The 26,616-nt window shown below is 34.9% G+C and carries 24 protein-coding genes; 3 read left to right on the plus strand and 21 right to left on the minus strand.

Annotation, left to right across the window (positions count from 1 at the left end):
- The coding region (locus RV17_RS10800) for a response regulator transcription factor (RefSeq protein ID WP_071869220.1) at positions 1-558 on the minus strand (558 nt) is incomplete at its 3' end.
- Between the two features lie 288 nt (positions 559-846).
- Here RV17_RS10800 and RV17_RS10805 point away from each other — a divergent pair.
- Positions 847-1,458, plus strand: a complete 612-nt coding sequence (locus RV17_RS10805) for a hypothetical protein (RefSeq protein WP_067483620.1) — start codon at positions 847-849, stop codon at positions 1,456-1,458.
- Between the two features lie 237 nt (positions 1,459-1,695).
- Here RV17_RS10805 and RV17_RS13295 read toward each other — a convergent pair whose 3' ends face one another.
- The 5 genes from RV17_RS13295 to RV17_RS10835 form a co-directional block, all read right to left on the minus strand.
- A complete protein-coding gene (locus RV17_RS13295) occupies positions 1,696-2,061 on the minus strand; it encodes a PTS sugar transporter subunit IIB (RefSeq protein ID WP_071869221.1) in 366 nt (121 codons plus the stop codon).
- 142 nt (positions 2,062-2,203) lie between these two features.
- Entirely contained in the window at positions 2,204-2,311 is a 108-nt protein-coding gene (locus tag RV17_RS13300) for a helix-turn-helix transcriptional regulator (RefSeq protein ID WP_244897455.1), read from the minus strand.
- 277 nt (positions 2,312-2,588) lie between these two features.
- Positions 2,589-2,831, minus strand: coding sequence for a helix-turn-helix domain-containing protein (locus RV17_RS10820; RefSeq protein WP_067483624.1), 243 nt, complete (start codon positions 2,829-2,831; stop codon positions 2,589-2,591).
- A 364-nt stretch (positions 2,832-3,195) separates the two neighbouring features.
- Positions 3,196-3,771 (minus strand): TMEM175 family protein, encoded by a 576-nt coding sequence (locus tag RV17_RS10825; RefSeq protein ID WP_067483626.1) that lies wholly within the window; start codon positions 3,769-3,771, stop codon positions 3,196-3,198.
- A 517-nt stretch (positions 3,772-4,288) separates the two neighbouring features.
- Positions 4,289-5,107 carry a ZIP family metal transporter gene (locus tag RV17_RS10835; protein ID WP_067483631.1) on the minus strand — a complete coding sequence of 273 codons (819 nt, stop codon included), beginning with the start codon at positions 5,105-5,107 and terminating at the stop codon, positions 4,289-4,291.
- Between the two features lie 154 nt (positions 5,108-5,261).
- On the opposite strand from RV17_RS10835, the gene spxB reads away from it, so the two are divergent.
- Positions 5,262-6,989 carry a pyruvate oxidase gene (spxB, locus tag RV17_RS10840; RefSeq protein ID WP_071869222.1) on the plus strand — a complete coding sequence of 576 codons (1,728 nt, stop codon included), beginning with the start codon at positions 5,262-5,264 and terminating at the stop codon, positions 6,987-6,989.
- 51 nt (positions 6,990-7,040) lie between these two features.
- On the opposite strand, the gene RV17_RS10845 is transcribed toward spxB, so the two are convergent.
- Complete coding sequence (locus tag RV17_RS10845; protein WP_067483636.1) at positions 7,041-7,565, minus strand: HdeD family acid-resistance protein; 525 nt, start codon at positions 7,563-7,565, stop codon at positions 7,041-7,043.
- Positions 7,566-7,792: 227 nt separating this feature from the next.
- Here RV17_RS10845 and RV17_RS10850 point away from each other — a divergent pair, with 227 nt between their 5' ends.
- A complete protein-coding gene (locus RV17_RS10850) occupies positions 7,793-9,415 on the plus strand; it encodes an ABC-F family ATP-binding cassette domain-containing protein (protein ID WP_071869223.1) in 1,623 nt (540 codons plus the stop codon).
- Between the two features lie 69 nt (positions 9,416-9,484).
- Here RV17_RS10850 and RV17_RS10855 read toward each other — a convergent pair whose 3' ends face one another.
- The 14 genes from RV17_RS10855 to dnaA form a co-directional block, all read right to left on the minus strand.
- A complete protein-coding gene (locus RV17_RS10855; protein ID WP_067483640.1) occupies positions 9,485-10,348 on the minus strand; it encodes a DegV family protein in 864 nt (287 codons plus the stop codon).
- A 229-nt stretch (positions 10,349-10,577) separates the two neighbouring features.
- Positions 10,578-11,870: an adenylosuccinate synthase gene (locus RV17_RS10860; RefSeq protein ID WP_067483642.1), complete on the minus strand. Its 1,293-nt coding sequence runs from the start codon at positions 11,868-11,870 to the stop codon at positions 10,578-10,580.
- 211 nt (positions 11,871-12,081) lie between these two features.
- Positions 12,082-13,449, minus strand: a complete 1,368-nt coding sequence (gene dnaB / locus RV17_RS10865; protein ID WP_067483644.1) for a replicative DNA helicase — start codon at positions 13,447-13,449, stop codon at positions 12,082-12,084.
- Positions 13,450-13,633: 184 nt separating this feature from the next.
- The gene (gene rplI, locus RV17_RS10870) at positions 13,634-14,086 is read right to left on the minus strand and encodes a 50S ribosomal protein L9 (protein ID WP_067483646.1); all 453 of its coding nucleotides are present in this window, start codon (positions 14,084-14,086) and stop codon (positions 13,634-13,636) included.
- A 5-nt stretch (positions 14,087-14,091) separates the two neighbouring features.
- Positions 14,092-16,065 (minus strand): DHH family phosphoesterase, encoded by a 1,974-nt coding sequence (locus tag RV17_RS10875; protein WP_071869224.1) that lies wholly within the window; start codon positions 16,063-16,065, stop codon positions 14,092-14,094.
- A 167-nt stretch (positions 16,066-16,232) separates the two neighbouring features.
- Positions 16,233-16,469, minus strand: coding sequence for a 30S ribosomal protein S18 (gene rpsR, locus RV17_RS10880; protein ID WP_016623165.1), 237 nt, complete (start codon positions 16,467-16,469; stop codon positions 16,233-16,235).
- Positions 16,470-16,493: 24 nt separating this feature from the next.
- On the minus strand, positions 16,494-17,006 hold the full coding sequence (gene ssb, locus RV17_RS10885; RefSeq protein ID WP_067483650.1) for a single-stranded DNA-binding protein: 513 nt from the start codon (positions 17,004-17,006) through the stop codon (positions 16,494-16,496).
- 47 nt (positions 17,007-17,053) lie between these two features.
- Positions 17,054-17,353: a 30S ribosomal protein S6 gene (gene rpsF, locus RV17_RS10890; protein ID WP_067483652.1), complete on the minus strand. Its 300-nt coding sequence runs from the start codon at positions 17,351-17,353 to the stop codon at positions 17,054-17,056.
- Between the two features lie 182 nt (positions 17,354-17,535).
- A complete protein-coding gene (gyrA, locus tag RV17_RS10895; RefSeq protein WP_071869225.1) occupies positions 17,536-20,028 on the minus strand; it encodes a DNA gyrase subunit A in 2,493 nt (830 codons plus the stop codon).
- Positions 20,029-20,049: 21 nt separating this feature from the next.
- Entirely contained in the window at positions 20,050-21,996 is a 1,947-nt protein-coding gene (gene gyrB, locus RV17_RS10900; protein ID WP_071869226.1) for a DNA topoisomerase (ATP-hydrolyzing) subunit B, read from the minus strand.
- Positions 21,993-23,117 (minus strand): DNA replication/repair protein RecF, encoded by a 1,125-nt coding sequence (recF, locus tag RV17_RS10905; RefSeq protein WP_071869227.1) that lies wholly within the window; start codon positions 23,115-23,117, stop codon positions 21,993-21,995. The genes gyrB and recF overlap by 4 nt, the downstream gene beginning before the upstream one ends.
- Positions 23,104-23,346: a S4 domain-containing protein YaaA gene (gene yaaA / locus RV17_RS10910; RefSeq protein ID WP_067483660.1), complete on the minus strand. Its 243-nt coding sequence runs from the start codon at positions 23,344-23,346 to the stop codon at positions 23,104-23,106. The genes recF and yaaA overlap by 14 nt, the downstream gene beginning before the upstream one ends.
- A 224-nt stretch (positions 23,347-23,570) precedes the next feature.
- Entirely contained in the window at positions 23,571-24,701 is a 1,131-nt protein-coding gene (gene dnaN / locus RV17_RS10915; RefSeq protein ID WP_067483663.1) for a DNA polymerase III subunit beta, read from the minus strand.
- Between the two features lie 169 nt (positions 24,702-24,870).
- Positions 24,871-26,205 (minus strand): chromosomal replication initiator protein DnaA, encoded by a 1,335-nt coding sequence (dnaA, locus tag RV17_RS10920; protein ID WP_071869228.1) that lies wholly within the window; start codon positions 26,203-26,205, stop codon positions 24,871-24,873.
- Positions 26,206-26,616: the final 411 nt, after the last annotated feature.

Consider the following 26,616-nt stretch of genomic DNA (forward strand, 5'->3'; position numbering starts at 1 on the left):
AAAATTTGTCAAAAAAACTGTTGCCATTCCAACACCTAATTTGTTTAAGATATGTTGCATATGCGTGGATATTGTCCTTTGACTCATGTACAACTGAATAGCGACTTCTTTTTGCGTCTTGCCATCCGTAATCATTTGTAAGATTTTGTTTTCTTTAGCAGTTAAGCTTTCCACCATAAGTTCTTTCTTGGGAAAAATCCTGTTCCCTTTTATAACTAGCCTTAATTTTGTAATAAAATCTTCTCTGGAACTTCTTTTAGAAATAACAGCAGCTGCACCGATACTAATCATTTCTTCATAGCATTGATTAAATGGATACTCTGTTAAAAAAACCACTTTCGATTCTGAATTTGATTCTACTAGCTTCTTTCCTTCTTCAAATCCATCCTTTCCTTCCATATGGATGTCCATCAAAACAACATCTGGGTTCTCTCTATGTACTGTGGCTATAATATTACTAGAAGTGGGAAATGTACGAAAACTAGCGACTTCTTGTGTAAGAACTTCCTCTACTCCTTTTGAAAATAACTCTTGATCATCAAATAAAATTACTTTCATTATTTACACCTCAATATCTCTTTTTCTCTCAGTGCACTTTTTCAAAAATGTGGTTCAAAAAATTAGTTGGTCTCGCTGCCCATCCCTCCCCTTAGAATCATTTAATACGTCATATTTTATCACGCTTCAATACATGGCATACGTAAATAGAGAAAAAAAGATACATTTTTTACGGATGAAATAAACATTTTTTTAGTTAATAATAAAAAAGAACACCACCAAACTTGGTAGATAATTGGGCCTATTTATCAGCATAAAATTAGTTGTTAAAGAACGAGGGACATTTAAATGAAAAAAATGATAATTACAATGGTTATGTGTTTCAGTTTTTCATCAATAATTTTGTCACCTATTACTACTACATATGCAACAGAAACTAGCATAGACAGCTATTCAATAACTAGAGAATCAAATAAACAATGGATTGGATTTGAGCAAGAGTTTAATAATCTACGGGCTAGTCAACTATGCCAGTCTGGTACACTCGATTTGACTAGAGATCAACTTCTTTATTTAATCAATAAATATGATAATGCAGAATCTACTGTATGTATCAATGGTAGAGCCTCCTTTTCAGAAGTATTTTTCTCCGGTGGATACAATGCTTTCGCTTCTAATAAAACAGCTATGGTAAGTTTACGTGATAATCTAGGTGCGAGTGCAACATTATTACAAGTAAATGGCACATTAGGTGGTGCCCTTGCTGGTGGACCTGCGGGGGCTCTTATTGGACTAGTAGGAGCTACCATTCTAGCATCAAGATTTAGAGATGGTAACAATGATAGGAAAAAATGGATTAGTGTTGACTCAGCTAAAGGAGGAATCCGAATTACTCTTACCGATGAGTTCCCAATTGCTAATTTAAAGACAACGACTCAAAGTCCAATCAAAAAGTTGTAATTTTATGTTACTAACGAAGTATCTAATGTTTCTTATTTGTCTGATGACATTTGGAACCTACTACCACTTAAAAATCAAAAAAAAGAGAGAAACGGTGTTAAGCAGAGAACTACTTGTCATTTATCTTTTAGTAAATTTACTATTTATTGTATTGCATCTCTGATCTAACCCTTCGCAAAAAGAGCAGCCTCTGAGTCGTTTACTCAAAAGCTGCCTTTTCTTTTACTTAGTTGTTTTCTATTTAACTACGTTGAGAATCTCTTGATAAATATTTTCAATATTCAGCAAACCATAGTCTCTCTTTGATATTTCAATCACAGGAATTTTAGGAAATTGTTTTTCAATGTCTTTTTGCGCAAAACTAAATGACGGTGTCAATAGAATAACATCTGCTTGTTCTCCGTACTTATTTATTTGACTAGATTCATAGGTGTCTACTATGACTTTTTTTCCACTTTTATTCATTAGTGACTGTAATTTACTATTCAAAATTTGTGTCTGTAACAAGCCTTTATCACTCATAAAACTACCACTTAAATCAAAAATCAGGACTTTTGTATCAGTTGAAACTTGCTCTATATTCGTGTTTTGAGAATTTTCCATCTGCTTACCCCTTTTCATTTTTGAAAAAAGAGAATCAAAAAGTGTCTGCTTAGTATTACCTGAAGTATCAGTAACGGAAACATCTAACGACTAAGTCTTAAACGTATTTGAAGATACGGATTACTTAACGTTTTGCTCCAACTTAGATACTTGCTTGAGGTGTAACATTCAAGATTTCTGCTAATTCTTTTTGCGTCATTTCTTTTGATTGTCTTAATTCTTTTATTTTCTTTCCTATTTCTACTATCAATGTACTCCTTGAAAAATAGTTTGGCAATGTACGCTTTGTTGCGCTCACTTTTTTGACTCAACGAACAGTTGAATCATTACTTACTTCCACTATAAGTCATTTCTACACCACTTAACATTCATGGAACAACACATCTAATAAAAATTCTCCACTATTTGATGAAAAATAAAAAATCAAACTACTATTTTGTTTTATCTATTTTTGACTTTCTTCTTATCTCGTCTCCAACCAAAATTTGATATATCAAATTTTGGTTGGCTATATTTTATCAATAATTCTATGTACGATCATATTCAGATGGTTCTTTAGACGATGGAAGTTTTTTAGGATAATCTGTTCGTCCCAGTAAAAAATCACTATTCGTATCATAAAAATCTGATAATATGACCAAATATTTAATCGGAATACTCCGCTCATCACGTTCATATTTTGAATACAAAGAGAAGTCACAAACTAAAATATCAGCTAACTCTCGAATGGTTAATTGGTGTTCTAATCGTAATTTACGTAAATTATTCATTATTTTCTTCCTTTTTGTTTATTGTAACTCATCTATCTCAATATAAGAAAACAGTTCCCCCCTCTCTACTAGCCTGGTACCCTTTCAACTAAGCATTTCTAGTGTTTAGTACCTTAGTTTAATCCTTAATTTAAATACCCCCTAACGGTATGTGAGATACTGATATATCCCCTTATTTATTCTCTTGTTGCCAACTGTCTATCACTTGTATGCTGTAAAGAAACGTTATTCAATCATTTACAAATAACGCATATTTACTTCTGAATTTTGTCATTCTTCCAGAGTTATCCACTGTGGAAAACTCTGGTTCTTTTATTTAATCCACAAAAGAAAGGTGTAAGACTATTGTCCCACACCTTTCTTTTCATCGAAAATACTGTTCCACTTTTTTTATTGGAATAATCCACATCAATAATATCAATACATTCACGATCAAAACTGCAATAGGAGCGACTAACCACCCCAATAATAACCCTAAAATATTCAGTCCAATAGATAGATAAGATTTCCGATAGTCAATCAACAGTTCTTTCACGATGCTTTCTTTTTTATTTACTTTAGCAAGTTCTCTCGCTAAAAAATAATAGGTGACATTAGCAAACAATGTGACTAAACCATAAATAAGCTCAGGCACGAGACTATTTATGTATTCACTGATCCAAGCAGTCGCAAAAGGGAATAACGATAAAGAAAAAATAAAGATACTATTTCGCCACAATACTTGTCCGTTGATTTTTTTGACCACTAAAAACAAATGATGGTGGTTATTCCAATAAATAACCAGTGTAAAGAAACTGATAACATAAATTAAAATTTTATGTTCGAGTCCAATCAACGCCGACCACGTATCCGAACCAGGCTGATGTAATTCTAAAACTAAGATGGTCATAATAATTGCAATAACTGCATCTGTAAATGCTTCTAAACGATTCTTTGTCATAATTTTCTCTCCTTTCGCTTATTTTATATGGAAACATTCAAAAAAAGCAAAAGATAATCATCTGAAGTCTGATGAAATAATCAGTCTTTAGTTGGACGTGAAAAAAGTAAAAATTTGTTAAACTTTCTATATAGAAAAAAACATATGAAATGAGGGAATAGTTCATGGGACAAAAAAATATACTTGGAAAAGTATTCTTGTTAATTCTTTTTCTAATCATCGCTAGCTCTATCATCAGTCTTTTTGTTGGTTTATTAAGCGGATTCTTGTGGTTTGCAATCAAATTACTTATCCCATTGGCTATTGCTATTTGGCTAGTTCGATTGATTACAGGAACGTCCGGTAACAATAGACGATACTACTAGTTATTGCACGAAAAAACTGGCTATAGCTTACAGGACCCTTTCGAGCAATCACTAAAAATGCTGCAATTTTATGATTCATTATTTAACAGAAAACAACCAGAGAAAAATTTTCTCTGGTTGTTTCTTTGAGCAAAACTGCCGTTACATTCATTTTATCCTAATGCTACATCTAAAATCATCATAATCATAAATCCAAGCATGACACCAAATACAGCAAAGTGTCGTCTGCTTGATAATGTTTGTTGTGCCTCTGGAATTAACTCTTCTACAACAACGTAAATCATCGCGCCTGCGGCAAAAGCCAATGCATAAGGCAACAATAGTGATACTTTCGTTACAAGCAGTGCACCTAGCACACCTGCTATTGGTTCAACCACACCTGAAGCCTGCCCATACCAGAACGCTTTTCTTCGACTTAATCCTTCTTGTCTCAATGGAATCGATACTGCTGCACCTTCGGGGAAGTTTTGAATACCTATTCCTAAAGCAACCGAAATGGCCGCCAACGTTGCTGCCTTAGGATCACTAGCATTGGCTGCTGCGCCAAATGCCACCCCTACTGCCAATCCCTCTGGAATATTGTGTAGTGTAATCGAAAAAACCAATAAAATTGTTCGTTTCAAATGTGTTTGAAACCCTTCTACTTCATGCTTTGGACCAAAGTGCATGTGAGGTAACGTCTTATCTGCTATGTAAAGAAAAACGCCACCTAAACCAAATCCAATACTTACGACCAACCAGGCAATGTCGCCATTTTCTTCTGCTTTTGAAATTGCTGGATCTAACAATGACCAAAAACTAGCAGCAATCATTATCCCCGAAGCAAATCCCAACATCAAATTCAATAACTCTTTCTTAATCTCTTTAAAGAAAAATACAAGTGCTGCGCCTAGCGCTGTCATAAAATAAGTGAATCCTGTTCCGACTAATGCTTGTTGCCATGAATCCAATCCTAATAACCAGGTAACCATTGATTTCTCCTTTCTCATTTACTTATTCATCATACTAAAAAAAAGAGTTTTTCGACACCTATCACGACTTATTATGTGAAAAAACGAATTAGTTGGGACAAAACAAAGAAAGAGTTATACTGTGTCTAACAAAGCAAAAGGAGTGATACATCATATGTCAACAATTAATTCAGGCGTAGCTATGGTCAAAGTTTTAGAAAGTTGGGGCATTGATCATATCTATGGTATCCCTGGTGGTTCCTTTAATTCCATCATGGATGCTTTATATCAAGAAAAACACTCTATTAAATATATTCAAGTTCGTCACGAAGAGGTAGGTGCACTAGCAGCTGCAGCTGACGCTAAACTAACTGGTAAAGTTGGGGCTGTATTTGGCTCAGCTGGTCCTGGGGCAACACACTTAATCAACGGGCTGTACGACGCACAAATGGATCATGTACCAGTAGTCGCCTTTCTTGGACAAGTCGCTTCAAGTGCAATGAATTATAATGCTTTCCAAGAATTAAATGAAAACCCTATGTTTGCTGATGTTAGTGTCTATAATCGAACAGTAATGACACCAGAAAGTCTCCCTCATGTAGCTGATGAAGCAATTAAAGCTGCTTACAAATACAATGGTGTAGCTGTGGTAACTATTCCTGTTGATTTTGGTTATGCAACTATTGAAGAACAAGAATTCAGTACAGCCTCCACCTATCAAAATAATGTTTTGTTACCAAAAAAAGATGAAGTAATCAAAGCTTTACCATACATCAGCGAAGCGAAAAAGCCTGTGCTTTATATTGGGCAAGGAACTCGTGGAGGATTTGAACAGATCAAAGCTTTCTCAGAACATTTTTCAATGCCTGTTGTTTCTTCTGTTTTAGGAAAAGGTATTGTTCCAGATAGCTATCCTAATTTTCTTGGTTTTGCTGGTCGTGTTGCTACCAAGCCTGCAAACGAAGCTTTGGCTGAAGCAGATTTAATTTTCTTCGTAGGAAGTGATTTTCCTTTCGCCCAATACTTCTTTAATCCTGATGCAAAATTTGTCCAAGTAGACATTGATGCTTCAAAATTTGGTCGTCGGCACCAAACTTCGCTAGCCATTTTAGGTGATGCCGTCACAACATTGCAAACGTTGGTTGAACTTGGAGAAGCACGACCTTCAGATAACTGGTTGCTTGCTAACCAAAAAAATAAAGAAAATTGGGTAAATTGGCTTCAATCGTTTGCAACTAAAGCTGATAAGCCAATCCGTCCCGAAGCTGTGTACAATGAAATCAATCGTATTGCAGAAGAATCAGCTATTTTTGTAACAGATGTCGGTAATACCACAATCCAATCTATTCGTTTATTAGATTTAAATGGTCAACAAAAACATACAACATCTGGTTGGTTTGCCACGATGGGTTACGCTGTTCCGGCCGGGCTTGCTGCAAAATTAAGTTATCCTGAACAACAAGTTTTTACACTTAGTGGTGATGGTGGCTTTGCAATGGTCATGCAAGATATTATTACTCAAGTAAAATATCAATTACCTATTATCAATGTTGTTTTTTCAAATGAATCCTTTGGTTTTATCGAAGCTGAGCAAGAAGATTCTGAACAAAATAAATTTGGTGTCTTTTTGGAAGGTGCTGACTTCGGAAAAGTAGGGGAAGCGCTAGGTGCTGATGGTTTCACAATCACTGAATTTTCACAATTGCGCCCTGCATTTGATGCTGCAGCAAAATCAACTCGTCCAGTCGTCATTGATGTCAAAATTTCAGACAAACGTCCACTACCAGTTGAAGATTTACATTTGGATCCTCGTCTCTATTCAGCTGAAGAAATTGAAAGTTTTAAACAAAAATACGAAGTACACGACATGCCCGTCCTTCATGAAATTTACGAAAATCTATAAAACTATAAAAAATAGCGTATGCTCAAAAAGCATACGCTATTTTTTCATTTATTATCTAAATGCATAAACAATATGAGTGATTCCAAACATCATGAAGTAAAAACCAACTAAAAAACTCAAAGTCAATGCTGAAGAAATTGGGTTAAATAGTAACACAATTCCTAAGAAGATTCCTAAAATATTGATAATAACTGTAAACCAATAATATCCTGTACTAATATTTTTTGCCAAATCAGTAACAAATAAAGCAAATATCGAATCAATGATGAACCAAACAGCAAATACAAATGGTAAAGCCATCACACCTGCATTTACATTAAACAGGAAAAAAATCCCAATTAAAATATCAATAATCCCAACTACTAAAGGCATTTTTGCTTTATAACCAGTTAACTCTTTCAATCGATTACGTCCAATAATTTCAAAAATTCCCTTTAAAAAAGCAAACACTGCAAACACCATAACAATAGCCACTAAATTTCCGACAGGATCTTGAAATGATAATAGCGATACAATCACAAACAAAACCCCTAACAGCAAGGAGCCCCAATCAACCGATCTTCTATTTTCATTCATTTTCATACCTTCTTTCTTTTATTTACATAACTAATACTAAACACTCTTTCGATATACGTCAAAATTTATGCTGTCTATCTGACAAAAAAAATTTTGATCAATTTTTTTACGTTCCACGTGAAACACAATTAAAATTGGTATTACCTTGAAACTTTTACCTTTCCCCTTTATAATTCTATAAGACTCAAATTCGTCAAAACTACTATAGATATAAGTGAGGAAAAAAATTGATTACTGTAAATGATGTAAGTTTGCACTTTTCAGATCGCAAACTATTTGATGACGTTAATATTAAATTCACTCCCGGAAATTGTTATGGATTGATTGGTGCAAATGGAGCAGGTAAATCAACTTTCCTTAAAGTTTTATCTGGAGATTTACAACCGTCAACTGGGAACGTTACTTTAGGCCCTGATGAACGTATGGCAGTATTGAAACAAAATCATTTTGATTATGAAGAATATACTGTTTTAGAAACTGTTATTATGGGTCATAAACGATTATATGAAGTAATGAAAGAAAAAGATGCTTTATATATGAAAGAAGACTTTTCCGATGCTGACGGTATTCGTGCCGCAGAATTAGAGGGAGAGTTTGCTGAGCTAAATGGTTGGGAAGCTGAACCCGAAGCAGCAGTTTTATTGCAAGGATTAAATATCCCTGAAGAATTACATCATCAATCAATGAGTGAATTAACGGCTGGTCAAAAAGTCAAAGTTTTACTAGCGCAAACACTTTTTGGTAAACCTGATGTATTACTACTTGACGAACCTACCAATGGGCTGGATATCCAATCAATCAATTGGTTAGAAGAATTTTTAATTGAATTTGAAAATACTGTAATCGTAGTATCCCATGACCGCCACTTCTTAAACAAAGTTTGTACACACATGGCAGATTTAGACTTCGGTAAAATCAAACTTTACGTCGGTAACTATGATTTTTGGTTAGAATCTAGCCAACTTGCAACAAAACTCCAAGCAAATGCAAATGCAAAAAAAGAAGAACAGATCAAAGAGCTACAAGAATTTATTGCGCGTTTCAGTGCAAATGCTTCAAAATCAAAACAAGCAACTTCACGTAAAAAAATGTTAGAAAAAATTACTTTAGATGATATTCAACCATCTTCAAGACGCTATCCATTTGTTGGATTTAAACCTGAACGTGAAATTGGAAATGATCTTTTACAAGTAGATAATGTGAGTGTAACCATTGATGGTAAGCAAATCTTAAAAGATATATCATTTACTTTGAACAAAGAAGATAAGGTTGCTTTCATAGCAGATAATGATATTACAACTACTACCTTATTTAAAGTAATCATGGGTGAAATCAAGCCTGATACTGGTACTGTTCGCTGGGGTGTTACAACAAGTCATTCTTATTTAGCAAAAGATACTACAAAAGAATTCAATAATGACTTAACGATTCTTGACTGGTTACGTCAGTATGCAAGCAAAGAAGAAGATGACAATACATTCTTGAGAAGTTTCTTAGGTCGAATGCTCTTTTCTGGAGAAGAAGTCCTAAAACCAGTTAACGTTTTATCTGGTGGTGAAAAAGTTCGTTGTATGCTTTCAAAAATGATGCTTTCAAAAGCGAATGTCTTAGTACTCGACGACCCGACAAATCATTTAGATTTAGAATCAATTACTGCTTTAAACGATGGATTGATGGCTTTCACTGGTTCTATCCTATTTGCTTCCCATGACCACCAATTCATTCAAACACTAGCAAACCGCATCATTGCTGTTTCTGATAAAGGTGTAATTGATCGTGCAGATACAACCTACGATGAGTTTTTAGAAAATCCTGATATTAAGAAAAGTATGGACGCATTGTTCTCATAAAATAAACACAAAAAGCGTAGAGACAACTTAACCGTCCTACGCTTTTTTGTTATGGATTATTGATATTGATTAACGACTCGTTCCCATTGAAAAGATAGCAATACAACCATAACCAGTATGGCTAGCAATCGTTGGCCCTAAGGGGTAAAGTACAATGTTTTTTACTTGGATTTTTTCTTCTAATTGTTTCTTAGCTTTTTCGGCACTTTCTAAATCACCAGCGTATGCAATATAAATGGTTTGTTCAAGAGGCGCTACGATTGATTGGATCGTTTCATCAACAATTTTTTGAATGGATTTATTTCTTCCACGAACTTTGTCAACATTTGTTAAACGTCCAGCTTCATCAACGGTAATGATAGGTTTTACACTTAGAATGCTTCCTAAGGTTGCACTTGTCTTAGAAATTCTTCCCCCACGCTCAAGATGTTTTAAATCATCGACAGTTACCCAAGAACGCACTTTTAAATAATTATTATTCAACCACTCTAAAACTTCTTCAAGTGGCTTGCCTTCTTCTTTTAATCGAGCTGCCGCTAAAACCAACAGTCCTTCGCCAACACTAGCTGCTTTCGTATCAAAAACATAAATTTCTGGATTTTCATACTCTTCCTTCAATAACTCAACAGCTTGCATTGCACTACTATAAGAGCCACTCATTGAGCTAGAAAAAGCAACATAAAGGACAGGAATCTTTTTTTCAACATATGATCGGAAAAATTCTAAATAGCCCCCCACATTTATTTGAGAAGTTGTTGGCATTGCTTCGCCTTTTAATTCATTCATGTATTTTTCATAATCAAAAGTTTTTCCTAAGTCGTCAATTAATTCTTCGCCATTTAGCTGAATCTTCATTGATAAAAAATCGACATTTATTTCTTCTAATACCTGATAAGGTAAATCACAACAAGAATCAGTCACTATTTGATACACATTATTCAACTCCTTTTTATTCTTAACCCGCCTAACTACTACATTATAACAAACGTCTTGCAATCAAAAGGAATTTATGGCCAGTATTTACAAAAAAACTTGAAGCAACATGAATAAATTCAAGGTTACTTCAAGTTTCAGCTGTTTTTTATTAAAAAGTTTCCCCAAGATGATAACTCACTTCTAAAAGAAATGTCCTGATTCAGTTATCTATGTGGGCTGAAACGTCCTAGATTTGCGCCCATACGCTTTCTAAGATGTTTGTTTGGTTTCTATCTGGTCCAACTGAGAAAGTAGAAATACGCACGCCTACAAGCTCTGAGATACGTCTCACATAATTACGAGCATTTTCTGGTAATTCTGCCAATGTTTTACAACTTGTAATATCTTCAGACCAGCCTGGTAATTCTTCATATACAGGCTTGCAACGTTTTAATTCTTTCAAGCTAGCTGGGTAATGATAGATTAACTCTCCATCTAACTCATAAGCTGTACAGATTTTTACTGTGTCTAAGCCACTTAACACATCAATAGAGTTAAGTGAAAGGTTTGTAATCCCCGATACACGTTTTGAATGACGCATAACAACCGTATCGAACCAACCAACACGACGTGGTCGACCAGTTGTTGTACCATATTCGCGACCGATTTTACGAATTTGTTCACCAGTTTCATCAAATAATTCAGTTGGGAAAGGACCATCACCTACACGTGAAGTATAAGCTTTACATACACCAACCACTTTGTTGATTTTAGATGGGCCAACACCACTACCAATTGTTACGCCTCCAGCAACTGGATTAGATGAAGTAACAAACGGATAAGTTCCTTGATCAATATCCAACATAACTCCTTGTGCACCTTCGAATAACACACGCTTTCCAGCATCTAACGCATCATTTAAAATGACTGAAGTGTCTGTCACATATTGTTTAATTTGTTGCCCATATTCATAGTATTCTTCAAAAATCTCATCAAATGAAATTGGCTCAGAGTCAAACATTTTAACAAATTGACGGTTTTTGTCTTCCAAATTCATGCGTAAACGTTCTTCAAAAATTTCTTTATCTAATAAATCTGCAATTCGAATCCCTACACGTGCTGCTTTGTCCATATATGCAGGTCCGATTCCTTTGATCGTTGTTCCAATTTTATTCTCACCTTTAGCATCTTCTTGCAATTGATCCAATTTAATGTGATATGGCAAGATGACATGTGCACGGTCAGAAATTCTTAAATTGTCCGTCGTAATATCTTTTTCGTGTAGATAGGCAAGCTCTTTTACTAAAGATTTAGGATTAACAACAACACCATTTCCAATCACACTGATTTTATCTTTGTAAAAAATTCCAGAAGGAATTAAATGCAGTTTATACGTAACACCACTAAATTTAATTGTGTGTCCTGCATTATCGCCACCTTGGTAACGTGCGATTACTTCTGCGTTCTCACTAAGAAAGTCAGTGATTTTTCCTTTCCCTTCATCGCCCCATTGTGTACCTACTACTACTACAGATGACATTCGAACACCTCATTTTATATTATTTGATCCTGAACTATTGTACCAAGTTATGCCTATATATTCAAACAAAATTCGAATGATATTTTATTTTTTTTTGTAAAAACGGTTTATTTACGAACGTTTTACAAATTATTTAAAAAATTTCCATAATAAAAAAAGCTTGGCTTTACTGTCTACACAATAAAAACAAACTTTTTTTCAAAAAAATTTATTAGAATTCTTCCCTCGGTGAAAGTGAAGAAAACTTATTATATTCTTTAATAAATAGTAGCTCAACAGTCCCACGTGCACCACTCCGGTTTTTCTCAATGATTACTTCGATTACATTATCATTTTGTGGTTCTGTCGTTTCTCCGTCTTCTCCGCTTTCACGATCATAATAATCATCACGATATAAGAACGCTACGATATCGGCATCTTGCTCAATAGATCCAGATTCCCGAATATCACTAAGAACTGGACGTTTGTCTTGTCTCTGTTCTACACCACGTGAAAGTTGGGATAACGCAATTACAGGTACTTTTAACTCTTTTGCCAATTTTTTCAACTGACGCGAAATATCAGACACTTCTTGTTGACGATTTTCTCGCCCACTCCCTTCAATCAATTGTAAGTAATCAATCAAAATCAATCCTAAATTTCCTTTTTCTTGTGCTAGTTTTCTACATTTCGCACGAATTTCAGAAATTTTGATACCAGGAGTATCATCAATATAAATATTGGCTCGTGATAAGCTTCCCATAGCAACAATTAAGTTTGACCACTCTTCCTCTGATAATTGACCTGTTCGTAAATGACTAGCCTCAATGGATCCTTCTGCACAAAGCATACGATTTACTAATGATTCCGCACCCATTTCTAAACTAAAAATTGCTACAGCACGATCTGTTTTTGTTCCAACATTTTGAGCAATGTTCAGAGCAAAAGCTGTTTTACCTACCGCTGGACGAGCGGCAATGATAATTAATTCTTCTGCTTGAAAACCTGCAGTCATTTTATCTAACCCTTGATACCCTGTCGGTAACCCGGTAATTTCTTCATTATTTTGTGCTAGCTGATCAATATTTTCAATTGTGGAGTTCAAAACTTCAGCAATTGATAAAAAACCACTACGATTTCTTTTTTCAGATACTTCTAAAATACTTCGTTCTGCGTCGTCCAAAATCGACTGAACTTCTTCACCTTGTTCAAAGCCCTTAGTTACAATTCCAGTTGCTGTTTGGATTAAATTTCGCAACAGAGATTTTTCTTCAACAATTTTGGCATAGTAAGCCACATTTGCAGCTGTAGGGACCGCCAAAGCAAGTTCTGAGAGGTAACTTAATCCCCCAGCATCTTCTAAAAGATTTCCTTGCTCTAATCGATCCTTCACAGTTACAACATCTATCGCTTCATTGCGATCATTCAACTCAATCATTGTTTCAAAAATAATTTGATGACCACGACGATAAAAATCTTTTGGCTCTATGTATTCCATGGCATCAATGATCGTTTCTGCATCAAGAAAAACAGAGCCTAAGACTGCTTGTTCCGCTTCAATATTTTGCGGTGGAATTCGATCCTGCCACACTTCACTCATACTTATCGCTCCTTGTCTTCGGTTGCTTCATTTTACAAGAAAATAACTGAAATGTACACCGCATAAGAAAAGAGGTGTGACAAAAATCTTGTCATACCTCCTTTTTCCGAATAAACAGTGTTCCAAAACAACGCCTCACTATTTGTCAGAGTTAAACGTTTTGCGTCACAATCTCTTTGTACTCTTATTCTTGCACAACATGTACTTTAATCGTCGCAGTTACATCATGATGCAACTTAACTGGTACGTTTGTGTAACCTAAAGCTCTGATTGGTGTTTCCAATTCTATTTTTCGTTTATCGATTTTTACTTTATATTGTTTGTTCAATCCTTCTGCAATTTGTTTTGATGGGATTGATCCAAACAAACGACTGTCTTCACCAGCTTTTGCTTTAATTTCAACAACTGTGTCTTCTTTTTCAAGAAAATCTTTTAATTTTTTTGCTTCAGCTAAAATTTCGGCTTCATGCTTTTCTTGTGCCTTTTTTTGTCCAGCTAATTGACTAATGCTACCTTTATTAGCTTCCTTAGCTAAATTATTTTTCAATAGATAGTTTTGTGCATATCCAGTTGGAACTTCTTTGACGTCCCCTTTTTTGCCTTTTCCTTTTACATCTTGCAAGAAAATTACTTTCATTTGGCCTACTCCTTGTCATATATTTGATTTATATTCTCATGAATTGCTGCTAATAACCGCTCTTTTGTTTCTTCAACTGTTGTATTTTCCAATTGTGTTGCTGCATTGGTAAAATGACCTCCACCACCTAAAGACTCCATGATGAGTTGGACATTGATTGTTCCACTGCTTCTTGCGCTAATTCCGATCAAACCATCTGTTCGCTTAGTGATAACAAAGGCAGCATTAATATCAATCATTGACAGCAACGTATCAGCTGTTTTAGCGGCAATAACACTATTATACTCTTTCTCATTTGTTCCTGCTGTTACCACAATATCTTTTGTAACATACTCACTGTGAGCAATTAGATCGCTGATTTCTAAATAAGTATCTAAATCAGAGCTTAATAAATATTGTACTAATGACGCATCTGCTCCGCAAGACCTCAAATAACTTGCCACATCAAATGTTCGAGCCGTAGTTCTCACATTAAAACTATTCGTGTCTACGGTCATCCCAGCGAGTAAAAGTGTTGCTTCAAAACGATCAAGTCTATTGGTTCTCGTACTTTGATATTGAATCAATTCTGTTACCAATTCTGAGGCTGATGACGCAGATGATTCAATGTAAGTTAATAATGGTTTATTTGGAAATTCTTCTCCACGTCGATGATGGTCAATGATAACAATCTTATCAAATTGGTCATACAGGCTCTGTGAGATTGATAATGATGGTTTATGATAATCTACCATAACTAATAAGTCATTGTCTTGTTTGATCTCCATCGCTCGCTCTGGCGAAATTATTTGAGCTTCTAGCTCTGGATGCTTGTGAATTTCTTCTAAACACCTAGAAACATCTGGAATAATTTCATCTTCATTAATCACAACGTATGCTTTTTTCTGATTGAAGCGCGCCAAACAACTGACACCAAAAGCAGAACCTAAAGCGTCCATATCTGGAAAACGATGGCCCATAATAAACACATCATTTGTTTCTGTAAATATTTTCCGTAACGCAGTACTCATTGCACGAGATCTTACTCTTGTTCTTTTTACGTTTTTCGCTGACTTACCACCATAGTAAGTTGGTTTTGATCCTTCTTGGACTTCTTTTACAACAACTTGATCGCCCCCGCGAACTAAAGCAATATCTAAATTATTCTGTGCTTCGTCGCCAATTTCTTCTAGCGTTTTTTGCCCATAAGCAACACCCATACTTAGCGTAATCGGTAAATTTTGTTTTTCTGCTTCAGCTCTCAGCCGGTCTAATAAGTCAAATTTCTTTTCCATCATCTTTTTCAAATCAATCATTTGTGCAAAAAAGAAGAAACGCTCTGCATTTATTCTCTTATAAAAAATATGATATTCATCCATCCAATCAGAAATCAATGTGGTAACAAATGAATTTAGATAAGAAATCTCTTTATCATCTAATTTATCAATTGCATCTGCATAGTTATCAATTGATAAAATTCCGATTACGGGCTGTATATTTGTTTGATGCAATTTTAATAATTGATTTTGTGTGACATCACTGAAGTAGATAACTCCTTTGACCGTATCTAGATCAAACTGAAAGGTTTTGTCTGCTAAATATAATTGATTTTTCTTTTTTTCTTTAGCAGAAAAAAAGGCATCTAATAATTCAGTTTCCGATAATGCACTCTTATCTTTTATATCTAGAGCAAAGGGATTTAACCATTCGATTTTTTGTGTCGTTGGTTGGTAAGCGATTACTCCTACAGGCATAATCTCTGAAACATATGCGAGATTAGTTTCTGCCACAGTCGATGCTTGTTGAATTTTCTCTCGGTTTCTTAAAACTAACCATCGACTCATCTTTAACCAATAACGGAAACAAAGTGCATTCATGACAAATACAATTAATGCACTAATTAATCGAAACGGAAACACTAGAATAACCAAAACTTCTATTAGAATAAACAAAAAAAAGAAGAATGGTCTGGGGGTAAAGTTTAAATTTTCATCTTCCATATTCTCCCTCCCACTAATAATTAGTTCAATTTTACCATATTTTGGTCAATACAAGCGACTAACATCTATATCTGCTCCCTAAACAAAAAAAAGAAACTATAATTCTGCTTTTATATAAAAAAGAAGCAACAATCCTTTGGGATTATTGCTTCTTTTTTTACAATTTATTAGTCTTCACTAACGAAAGGTAGTAAGCCCATAATACGAGCACGTTTAATTGCAACAGTAAGTTTACGTTGGTTTTTAGCGCCTGTACCAGTTACACGACGTGGCAAAATTTTACCGCGTTCTGAGATAAATCTTTTTAGTAATTCGATATCTTTATAATCGATATATTCAATATGATTAGCAGCAATATAGTCTACTTTACGACGTTTACGTCCGCCTCTTCTTTGTTGTGCCATTCTATTTCCCTCCTATCAATTCGTTTAGAATGGTAAATCATCATCTGAAATGTCAATCGTTGAACTTGAACCAAATGGATCAGTTGTGTCACGATCAAAATCAGGCATACCGTTGGATGATTGAGATGTTTGATTAAAGTTATTGTTTCCACCAAATGTGTTTGTTGATTGGTTTGAGCTTTGGAAACCGCCACTTTGTTGACGATTTTCTGATGCAGAACGAGATTCCAATAATTGGAAGTTATCAGCTACTACTTCTGTAACATAGACTTTTTGTCCTTGTTGATTATCATAAGAACGTGTTTGAATACGACCAGTAACACCTAAAAGTGTACCTTTACGTGCATAGTTAGCCATTGTTTCTGCTGATTTACGCCAAATAACGCAGTTAATAAAGTCAGCCTCTCGATTTCCACTTTGGTTTGTAAAATTACGATTTACGGCCAGAGTAAACGTTGCTACTGCAGTTCCGTTTGATGTGTATCGTAAATCCGGATCTTTAGTCAGACGTCCAACTAGTACAACATTATTAATCAAAATAGTCATCTCCTCTCATCGTTTTCCTTTGTTCCATGTGAAACAAATTAAGCTTCTTCTTTAACAATCATGTGACGAACGATATCGTCATTGATTTTAGCAAGACGATCAAATTCATTGATTGCACTTGCATTTGATGGAGAAGACACTTTAACGATGTGATAGATACCTTCACGGTAACCGTTAATTTCATAAGCTAAACGGCGTTTTTCCCAATCTTTAGATTCGATAACTTCAGCTCCGTTATCTTTTAAGATTGTATCGAAACGTTCGATTAAAGCAGTTTTTGCTTCTTCATCAATGTTTGGACGAATAATATACATAATTTCATATTTCGTATTTTCCATTGATTTCACCTCCCTATGGACTTTAGGCTCTTGTTATTCCAAGAGCAAGGAGAGTTTTCTAATATAATTAGACTACTCACAATCTTTGATTATACACGCATTACGTCTTTTGCGCAACAAAAAAATAAGAGCACCTTAAAATTTAAGGTACTCTTATTATAGATTGTTTTCAAAGAAAATTTTTATTCCTCTGTTGTTTCTTCTGCATCAATTTCTGAATTTACTTCTGTTACTTCTTCAGTCGCTTCAGGTTCAACTGCTGCCATTGTTACAACTTTTGTATCAACTTCCATTTTCATTAAACGAACGCCTAATGTTGAACGACCAGTTTGAGAGACAGTTGACACATTAAAACGAATAATGACGCCTTTATCTGTAATCAACATAATATCTTCTTCACCAGTAACAGTCGTTAATCCAGCTAAAGGACCATTCTTCTCAGTAATATTGGCCGTTTTAATTCCTTTACCACCACGACCTTTTACAGGATATTCAGATACTTTTGTACGTTTTCCATATCCTTTTTCTGTAATTACAAGAACCTCATGATTTTCTGTCATCAAAGCTGCGCCGATGACATAGTCTTCTTCTCTTAAACGAATTCCCCTTACACCAGAAGCAGTTCTCCCCATATCACGGATAGCTTCTTCTTTGAATGTAACTGAGTAACCATTGTGCGTTCCAATGATAATATTCGATTCGCCATTTGTTAACAAGACATTGACTAACTCATCACCATCTTTTAAGCCAATGGCAATCAAGCCATTACTTCTAATATTAGAAAAGGCGGTCACTGCTGTCCGTTTTACAGTTCCTAGACGAGTAGTAAAGAATAGATAATGTCCTTCTTCTGCTTTCCCTGTTACAGCAATAATTGCTTGGATTTTTTCACTAGAATCAATTCCAAGTAAATTAATGACGGGGATTCCCTTGGCAGTTCTACCATATTCTGGAATTTCATATCCTTTTGCACGATATACTTTTCCGTTGTTCGTGAAGAATAATAAAGTGTCATGTGTTGAACAGGAAACAAGATTTTTTACAAAATCATCGTTATGAACACCCATGCCTTGTACACCACGTCCGCCACGTCTTTGTGCTCTAAATTCATTATTAGCAACACGTTTGATATAACCATTATTTGTCAAAGTAATAACGATTTCTTCTTCTTCTATTAAATCTTCATCTTCTAAGCTTAAGACTTCACCAACTAAAAGTTCTGTCCGACGTTTATCACCAAACCGTTGATTTAACTCAGCAAGTTCTGTTTTGATAATTTCAGTAATTCGTTCAGGTCTTGCCAAAATATCAGTTAAATCTGCAATCAATTTTAATAATTCTTGATATTCATTTTCAATTTTTTCACGTTCTAAACCAGTTAGTCTACGAAGGCGCATATCTAAAATTGCTTGTGCTTGACGATCTGACAAAGCAAATCGTTCAATCATTGTTGCTTTTGCAATATCATCAGATTTTGATCCACGAATAATAGCAATAATTTCATCAATGTGATCTAACGCAATGCGTAAACCTTCTAAAATATGTGCCCGTGCTTCAGCTTTTTCTTTATCAAAAATTGTACGACGTGTGATTACTTCACGCTGATGTTCAACATAGTTTTCAAGAATTTCTTTCAAGCTTAAAACTTTAGGAACACCTTTTTCAATTGCTAACATATTAAATCCAAACGAGTTTTGCAATGAAGTCATTTTATATAAGTTATTTAAAATAACAGAAGCACTAGCATCACGGCGTATATCAATAACAATACGCATTCCTTCACGAGAAGATTCATCCCGTAAATCAGTAATTCCTTCAATTCGTTTATCACGATGAAGTTCAGAAATTCGTTCAATTAGTTTTGCTTTATTTACCATGTATGGTAATTCTGTGACTAAAATTCTTTCTTTGCCATTCGGCATTTCAGTGATTTCAACTTTTGCTCGAACAGTAATTGATCCTTTACCCGTTTCATAGGCACGGCGTATTCCAGATTTACCCATAACTAGACCGCCAGTTGGGAAGTCTGGTCCAGGTAACACTTCCATTAACTCATTTGTTGTAACTTCTGGATTTTCTATCAACAAATCAATTGCCGCTACAACTTCTGATAAATTATGTGGAGGGATGTTCGTTGCCATACCTACCGCAATACCAGTTGTCCCATTGACCAAAAGATTGGGGAACCGAGCAGGAAGAACTTCTGGTTCCTTTTCCGTATCATCATAGTTACTTTGGAAATCAACTGTATTTTTGTTAATGTCTCTTAGCATTTCCATAGCAATCTTACTCATTCGGGCTTCCGTGTAACGCATTGCGGCAGCTCCGTCACCGTCCACAGAGCCAAAGTTTCCGTGACCGTCAACTAGCATATAGCGATAGCTGAATGGCTGAGCCATCCGAACCATGGATTCATAAATAGCACTATCACCGTGGGGATGGTATTTACCCATAACATCCCCAACAATTCTGGCTGATTTTTTATGTGGTTTATCTGGTGTAACACCTAATTCATTCATTCCGTACAAGATACGACGATGAACTGGTTTCAATCCATCTCGAACATCAGGTAATGCACGAGCTACGATAACACTCATTGCATAATCGATGAAGGAGTCTTTCATTTCATTGGTTAGATTGACATCATGGATGTTTTCACTAAATTTTTCACTCACAATTCTTTTCCTCCTTCATGATTAAATATCTAAGTTTTTAACGTAATGTGCATTTTCTTCAATGAACGCACGACGAGGTTCTACGCGATCTCCCATCAGCATTTCAAAAATTTGGTCTGCAGCAATTGCATCGTCTACAGTTACGCGAGCCATCATTCGATTAGCAGGATCCATGGTTGTTTCCCATAATTGATGATCATCCATTTCCCCTAGACCTTTATAACGCTGAACGCTTGGTTTAGGCGATGCAGGTAAGGAAGCAATAACATTTTTCAAGTCCTCTTCTGCGTTTTTACCTGGTTGAACATAAGTGATTTTCTTTCCTTGTTTTACTCCATACAAAGGTGGCTGTGCAATATAAACATAGCCAGCCTCCACGATTGGACGCATGTAACGATAAAACAATGTTAACAGCAGTGTTCTGATATGAGCACCATCGACATCGGCATCGGTCATGATAACTAATTTATGATAACGTGCTTTTGCTACGTCAAAATCTGCTCCAAATCCTGTTCCCATTGCTGTAAACAGTGAACGAATTTCTTCATTGGCTAAAATTTTATCCATACTTGCTTTTTCAACGTTTAAAATTTTCCCACGAATTGGTAAAATAGCTTGAAATTGACGATCACGTCCTTGTTTTGCTGATCCTCCGGCAGAATCTCCTTCGACGATAAATAGTTCGCATTTTTCAGGATCATTACTTGAACAGTCAGCTAATTTTCCTGGCAAATTACTAATTTCTAGTGCGCCTTTACGTCGAGTAACTTCACGTGCGCGTTTAGCAGCTAAACGTGCTTTAGATGCAAGTAATCCCTTATCAACGATTTGTCGTCCAACACTTGGATTTTCAAGTAAAAATTTCATGAAATGTTCGCTGAACAATCGATCAGTTACAGTACGAACTTCAGAATTTCCTAATTTTGTTTTCGTTTGACCTTCAAATTGTGGATCTGGATGTTTAATTGAAATAACAGCTGTTAACCCTTCACGAACATCTTCTCCAGTTAGATTGTCGTCATTTTCTTTCATCAATTTTTGTTTTCTTGCATAGTCATTAACAACGCGTGTCAGTGCTGTTTTAAATCCAGATTCATGTGTTCCACCTTCATATGTATGAATATTATTGGCAAAACTCATAATGTTTGAATGATAACCATCTGTATACTGCATTGATACTTCGACTGTGATATCTTGCTGTTCACCTTCCAAATAAACTGGTTCTGGGAACAAAACATTTTTACTGCTATTTAAAAATTCAACGTAGCTCTTAATCCCGCCGTCATAATGATATTCTTTAATAACTGGTTCTTCTTCACGCTTATCTTCAATTGAAATATGCATTCCGCGGTTTAAGAAAGCTAGTTCTCTAATACGCGTTGCTAATTTATTAAAGTCAAAAACAGTTGTTTCAGTGAAGATTTCTGGATCAGGAATAAAATGGACTGTTGTTCCGTGACGATCGGTTGTATCAATAATTTTCAAATCATCGACAACAGCACCTCGACGATATTCTTGATAATAAACATTTCCGTCTTTATAAACTTTTACATCTAATAGCGTAGACAACGCATTTACAACAGAAGATCCTACACCATGAAGACCACCTGATACTTTATATCCGCCACCGCCAAATTTACCTCCGGCATGCAAGATAGTAAAAACTGTTTCCACAGCTGGACGTCCCGTTTTAGCTTGGATATCAACAGGAATACCACGACCATCATCAACTACTGTTATACTATTATCTTTTTCAATAATAACGTGGATAGAAGTAGCAAACCCAGCTAATACTTCATCGATTGAATTATCAACGATTTCCCATACTAAGTGGTGCAATCCTTCAGAACTTGTTGTTCCAATGTACATCCCTGGACGTTTACGAACGGCTTCCAGTCCTTCTAATACTTGAATCTGACTGGCATCATATTCTTTAGCGCGATCCACTAAACTTTTTTCTTCCGTCATTCAGTTTCGTCTCCTTTTATTTTTCCCTGTTGAACATAAAATATTTCTGGTTCAACGGTCATTTTATTTTTTACATGATCAAGTGTTGTCGTTGTTAAAAAGGTTTGGACTTTCCCTTCGATTGTCTCCAACAAATGTAATTGGCGGTTATCATCTAGTTCACTCATCACATCATCCAATAGCAAAATTGGGTACTCACCTGTTTCCTCTTTAATCAAATCGATTTCTGCCAATTTAACACTTAAAGCAGTAGTTCTCTGCTGTCCTTGTGACCCATAAACTTGAACATTTTTTTCATTGATAAAAAAATGAAGGTCATCTCGATGTGGTCCTACAGTTGTCGTACCTCGAAATAGATCCTTTTTTTGATTTTTTGCTAATTCTTCTAAAAATTGTTTTTGAATTTGTTCTTGCGATTGGCTCTCCAAAGAATTAAGCGTCGTCACATATTCAATTTTAAGGTGCTCTTTTTGATGCGTGATTTGTTGATGTAGTGAATTAGCCCAAAACTCTAACTTTTTAATAAACTGGCTTCTAGCTTTCAACACTTTACTTCCAAAATCTGCTAATTGTTCCGATAAAATATCTAAATAAAGCAAATCTGACTGCTTTTTTTCGCTTAATTGCTTTAAATATTGATTTCGTTGTTTCAAAATTGACTGATATTGAAACAAATTATATAGATAAATAGGATTAATTTGACCTAATTCCATATCTAAAAATTTTCGACGTACTTGAGGACTACCTTTTACTAATGATAAATCTTCTGGTGCAAATAAAATGACATTTAGTTGCCCAACATAACTACTTAATTTTTTTTGCTCAATATGATTAATCTTGGTTTTACGCCCTTTTTTAGATAATAAAATCTCTAAAGGAAGTTTAGAAGAACCTTTACTAATTTCACCTTGAACAAGTGCTTGTTCTTGTTCCCAGCCAATTAGTTCTTGTTCACTAGTTGTACGATGACTTCGTGTCATAGCAAGTACATAAATACTTTCTAACAAATTCGTCTTTCCTTGAGCATTTTCACCTAAAAAAATAATCAAATTCTTGGAAAAATCTATAGTCAATTCATCATAGTTTCTATAATTTTTAAGGTGTAGCTTATTCAGCCTCATTATTCACTTTTCCTTTTTTTACCATAAAAAAAGTTCCTACATCTGGAACTTCAATCATCATTCCGGGATAAAGTTTTCTTCCTCGACGGTTTTCTGGTTCACCGTCAACTAAAACAGTATTTTCAGCTAAATACCATTTTGCTTGGCCACCACTGCCAATAACAGTAGTTTCTTTCAACATTTGGCCCAACGTCATAAATTCTGTTTCTAAAATGACTTGTTGTTTCAATATCCATCCCTCATTTTCATTATTAAACATAGCATTATTATACCTTTTTTTGAGGAATAAAACAAATTTTCCTACATATTTTCAAATATAAGAAGATTTGATTCTAAAAAGGTCTTTTGAATAAAAAGAAACAGAAAGCCTTAAAATTGATTTTAGGGCCTTCTGTTTCAAAATTTATTTTTTTGATTTTTTTCAAAGTATTTTTCAAAAGGATGAAAAAAAGATTAATTTGTCCGAACCGGCGTGATCAACTGAATAAATTGAACACCTTCTTCAGCAGGTTCTAATGTGAACGGACGGATAGCTGAAATGAATTTAACTTTGATACTCATATCTCCAAATGCACGTAGAGCAGCTTTCATGTAGTCTGGATTAAATGAAATTTCTAATGGATCTCCACTGCTAGCCGTATAATTTAGGCTTTCTTCTACTTTACCAATTTCAGGCGAGTTTCCGTATAACACAACTGAATCTGAATTAATTGATAAACGAACAATGTTATTGCGGCCTTCGTGAGACAACAATGAAGCACGTTCAATCGCAGCTAATAAGCTTGGTACTGAGAATTCAACTTCCGTATTAAAGCTTGATGGAATTAAACGATTAGTATCAGGATAATTTCCTTCTAGTAAACGAGAATAGAAGAACATTGTTTCAGTTTTAAAAAGCACTTGGTTTTCCATGATACTAATTTCAACAATTTCTTCTTCATTGGTTAACGAGCGAGAAAGTTCAGTCAAACTTTTACCAGGAATAACAATATCAAAATGGTCAGCTGTTTGATCTACTGGAATAACACGTTGGCTCAAGCGATGTGAATCTGTAGCAACTGCTAATAATGATTCATCCGATAAAATTAAATGTACTCCAGTTAAAATTGGGCGACTTTCATGTTGAGAAACAGCAAAAACTGTTTCATTGATCAATTTATTTAATACATGAACAGGTAATTTCATTTGGTTGTGGCTTTCGATAACTGGTAAATGTGGGTAATTATCTGCATCTAATCCATTAACAGTAAAGTTGGCTTTACCAGAAGTAATTGCTACCTGCTTGTTTTCTAAAACTTCTAAAGTAAAGTTTTCTTCCGGTAAACGACGAATAATCTCGCTAAAAAAGCGTGCTTGTAAAACAATTGAACCTGTAGATTCAATTTGCATTTGAGCCTTTTCATTTTCAACAGATAAAAGTGTTTCAATTGAGATATCTGCATTGCTCCCTGTTAACGTTAAACCTTCATCAGTTAACGTAATTTTGACCCCAGTTAAAATTGGGATGGTCGTCTTACTTGAAATAGCTCTTTGAACAGTTTGTAGCTCTTGCATAAAGCTAGCTCGATTTAAAGTAACTTTCATGATGAATCTCCTTTTGCGTAGTTAATTTATTATTAGTTAATTAAAATAATAAAAGTAATAGGGCATGTTAATTTTGTGGAAAACTATTAAAAATATAATAGTCCGTAGAAAAAATCGCTGTGGACAAACTGTGGATAAAAAAAGTAAAACTTTTATCTTTATCCACAAGCTAATTAAGTAAGAAATTTTTGATTTCTGAAACTTCATTTTGCATGCTCATGCTGGAATCCATTAAATGTTGGATTTTTTCATGTGCATGGATGACAGTTGTATGATCTTTCCCACCAAATTCAGCACCGATTTTTGGTAATGAGCTATCTGTGAGTTCACGTGCAAGATACATCGCAATTTGACGTGGGACAACGATAGACTTGACACGTTTCTTTCCTTTTAGATCTTTTAGCTGGACATGATAATACTTAGCAACTTCTTCTTGGATTTGTAAAATAGTCAATTGAGAATGACCTTTTCCAGATTTTAACGTTTTTAAAGCATCAGCGGCCAAGCTAGTTGAAATATCTGCGCTATTAATTGCAGCGAAGGCTTGAACTCGAACCAAAGCACCTTCAAGTTCCCGAATATTTGAATCAATTTGGCCTGCGATATAACTTAAAGTGTCATCTGGAATTTCTAATTGTTCGGCAGCAGCTTTTTTACGTAAAATAGCTGTTCTAGTTTCAAGATCTGGAGGTGTAATATCGACAGAAAGTCCCCAAGCAAAGCGCGAAACTAGTCGTTCTTGCAGTTTTGGAATTTCATTGGGCAAACGATCACTTGTTAAGACGATCTGCTTGCCCTCGTTGTAAAGTGCATTAAATGTATGAAAAAATTCCTCTTGAGTAGCCTCTTTTTCTGCAAAAAATTGAATGTCATCTACTAATAGTAAATCAACATTTCGGTATTCTTGACGAAATTCTTCGGCAGTTTTATTTTGGATCGAATTGATAAAATCATTTGCAAAAGTTTCACTGCTTACGTATTTTACTTTTGCATTTGGCTGGCTTAACAGCATTTGGTGACCAATTGCATGCATCAAGTGAGTCTTCCCTAAACCAACACCACCATAAAAGAAAAGTGGATTGTAAATTGATCCAGGATCTTCTGCTACAACTAATGCTGCAGCATGTGCCATTTGATTTCCTTTACCAATGACAAATGCATCAAAAGTATATTTAGGATTTAACATGGCTTTTTTGATTGGCGCAGCCATGGTGGGCTTCTCCATTTTTTCAGTAATGATTTCTTCTTGTTCAAGCTCATCCCCAGTGACAAAACGTGGAATAATTTCATCTTCAGTCAGCATATAGCCAACTTCAACAATTTTTGTAGCTAGATTTTTTTCCCAATATTCTTTGTGAATCTTACTTGGAACCTCTAAGACAAATTGATGATTGTCTAATGAACGAGGTGTTGCAGTTTCAATCCAAGTATTGTAACTCGCAGGAGATAAATCTCTTTGATAAGTAGTTTTTAATTCGTTCCATAAAGCATCGAGGGATACCATAAGGCTTCCTCCTTCATTAAAAAGTGAATAACTAGTACTAATTTAGCATTTTTTCAGATAGTTTTCCACAGAAAGAAAAGAAAAAAATAAATTTATTTGTATTATCCACAAAATCCACGTCAGAAAAAAAGAGAAAATCACAAGAGAGGAAAAAGTTTATCCACAGGAGTAATCAACAGGTGGATAAGTCAGCTAATAAAAAAGTTTTTAACAAGCGCTTGTGGATAAAAAAGTTAATATTTATAAGCGATTGAATAAACAATTCACAGAAAAGAGAGAGTCTGTGGATTTCTTTTTTTACATGTGTTTATTCTGTGTAAAAAATGGGCTAAAAAAATTGTGGATAATTGTTGTTGATAACTTTTTCCACAAAAAAATCACACAGCAAAAAATAATGTTGTGGATAAGTTT

Origin of the sequence: Enterococcus thailandicus (genome assembly GCF_001886265.1) — a bacterium.
GTDB classification, from domain to species: domain Bacteria; phylum Bacillota; class Bacilli; order Lactobacillales; family Enterococcaceae; genus Enterococcus_B; species Enterococcus_B thailandicus.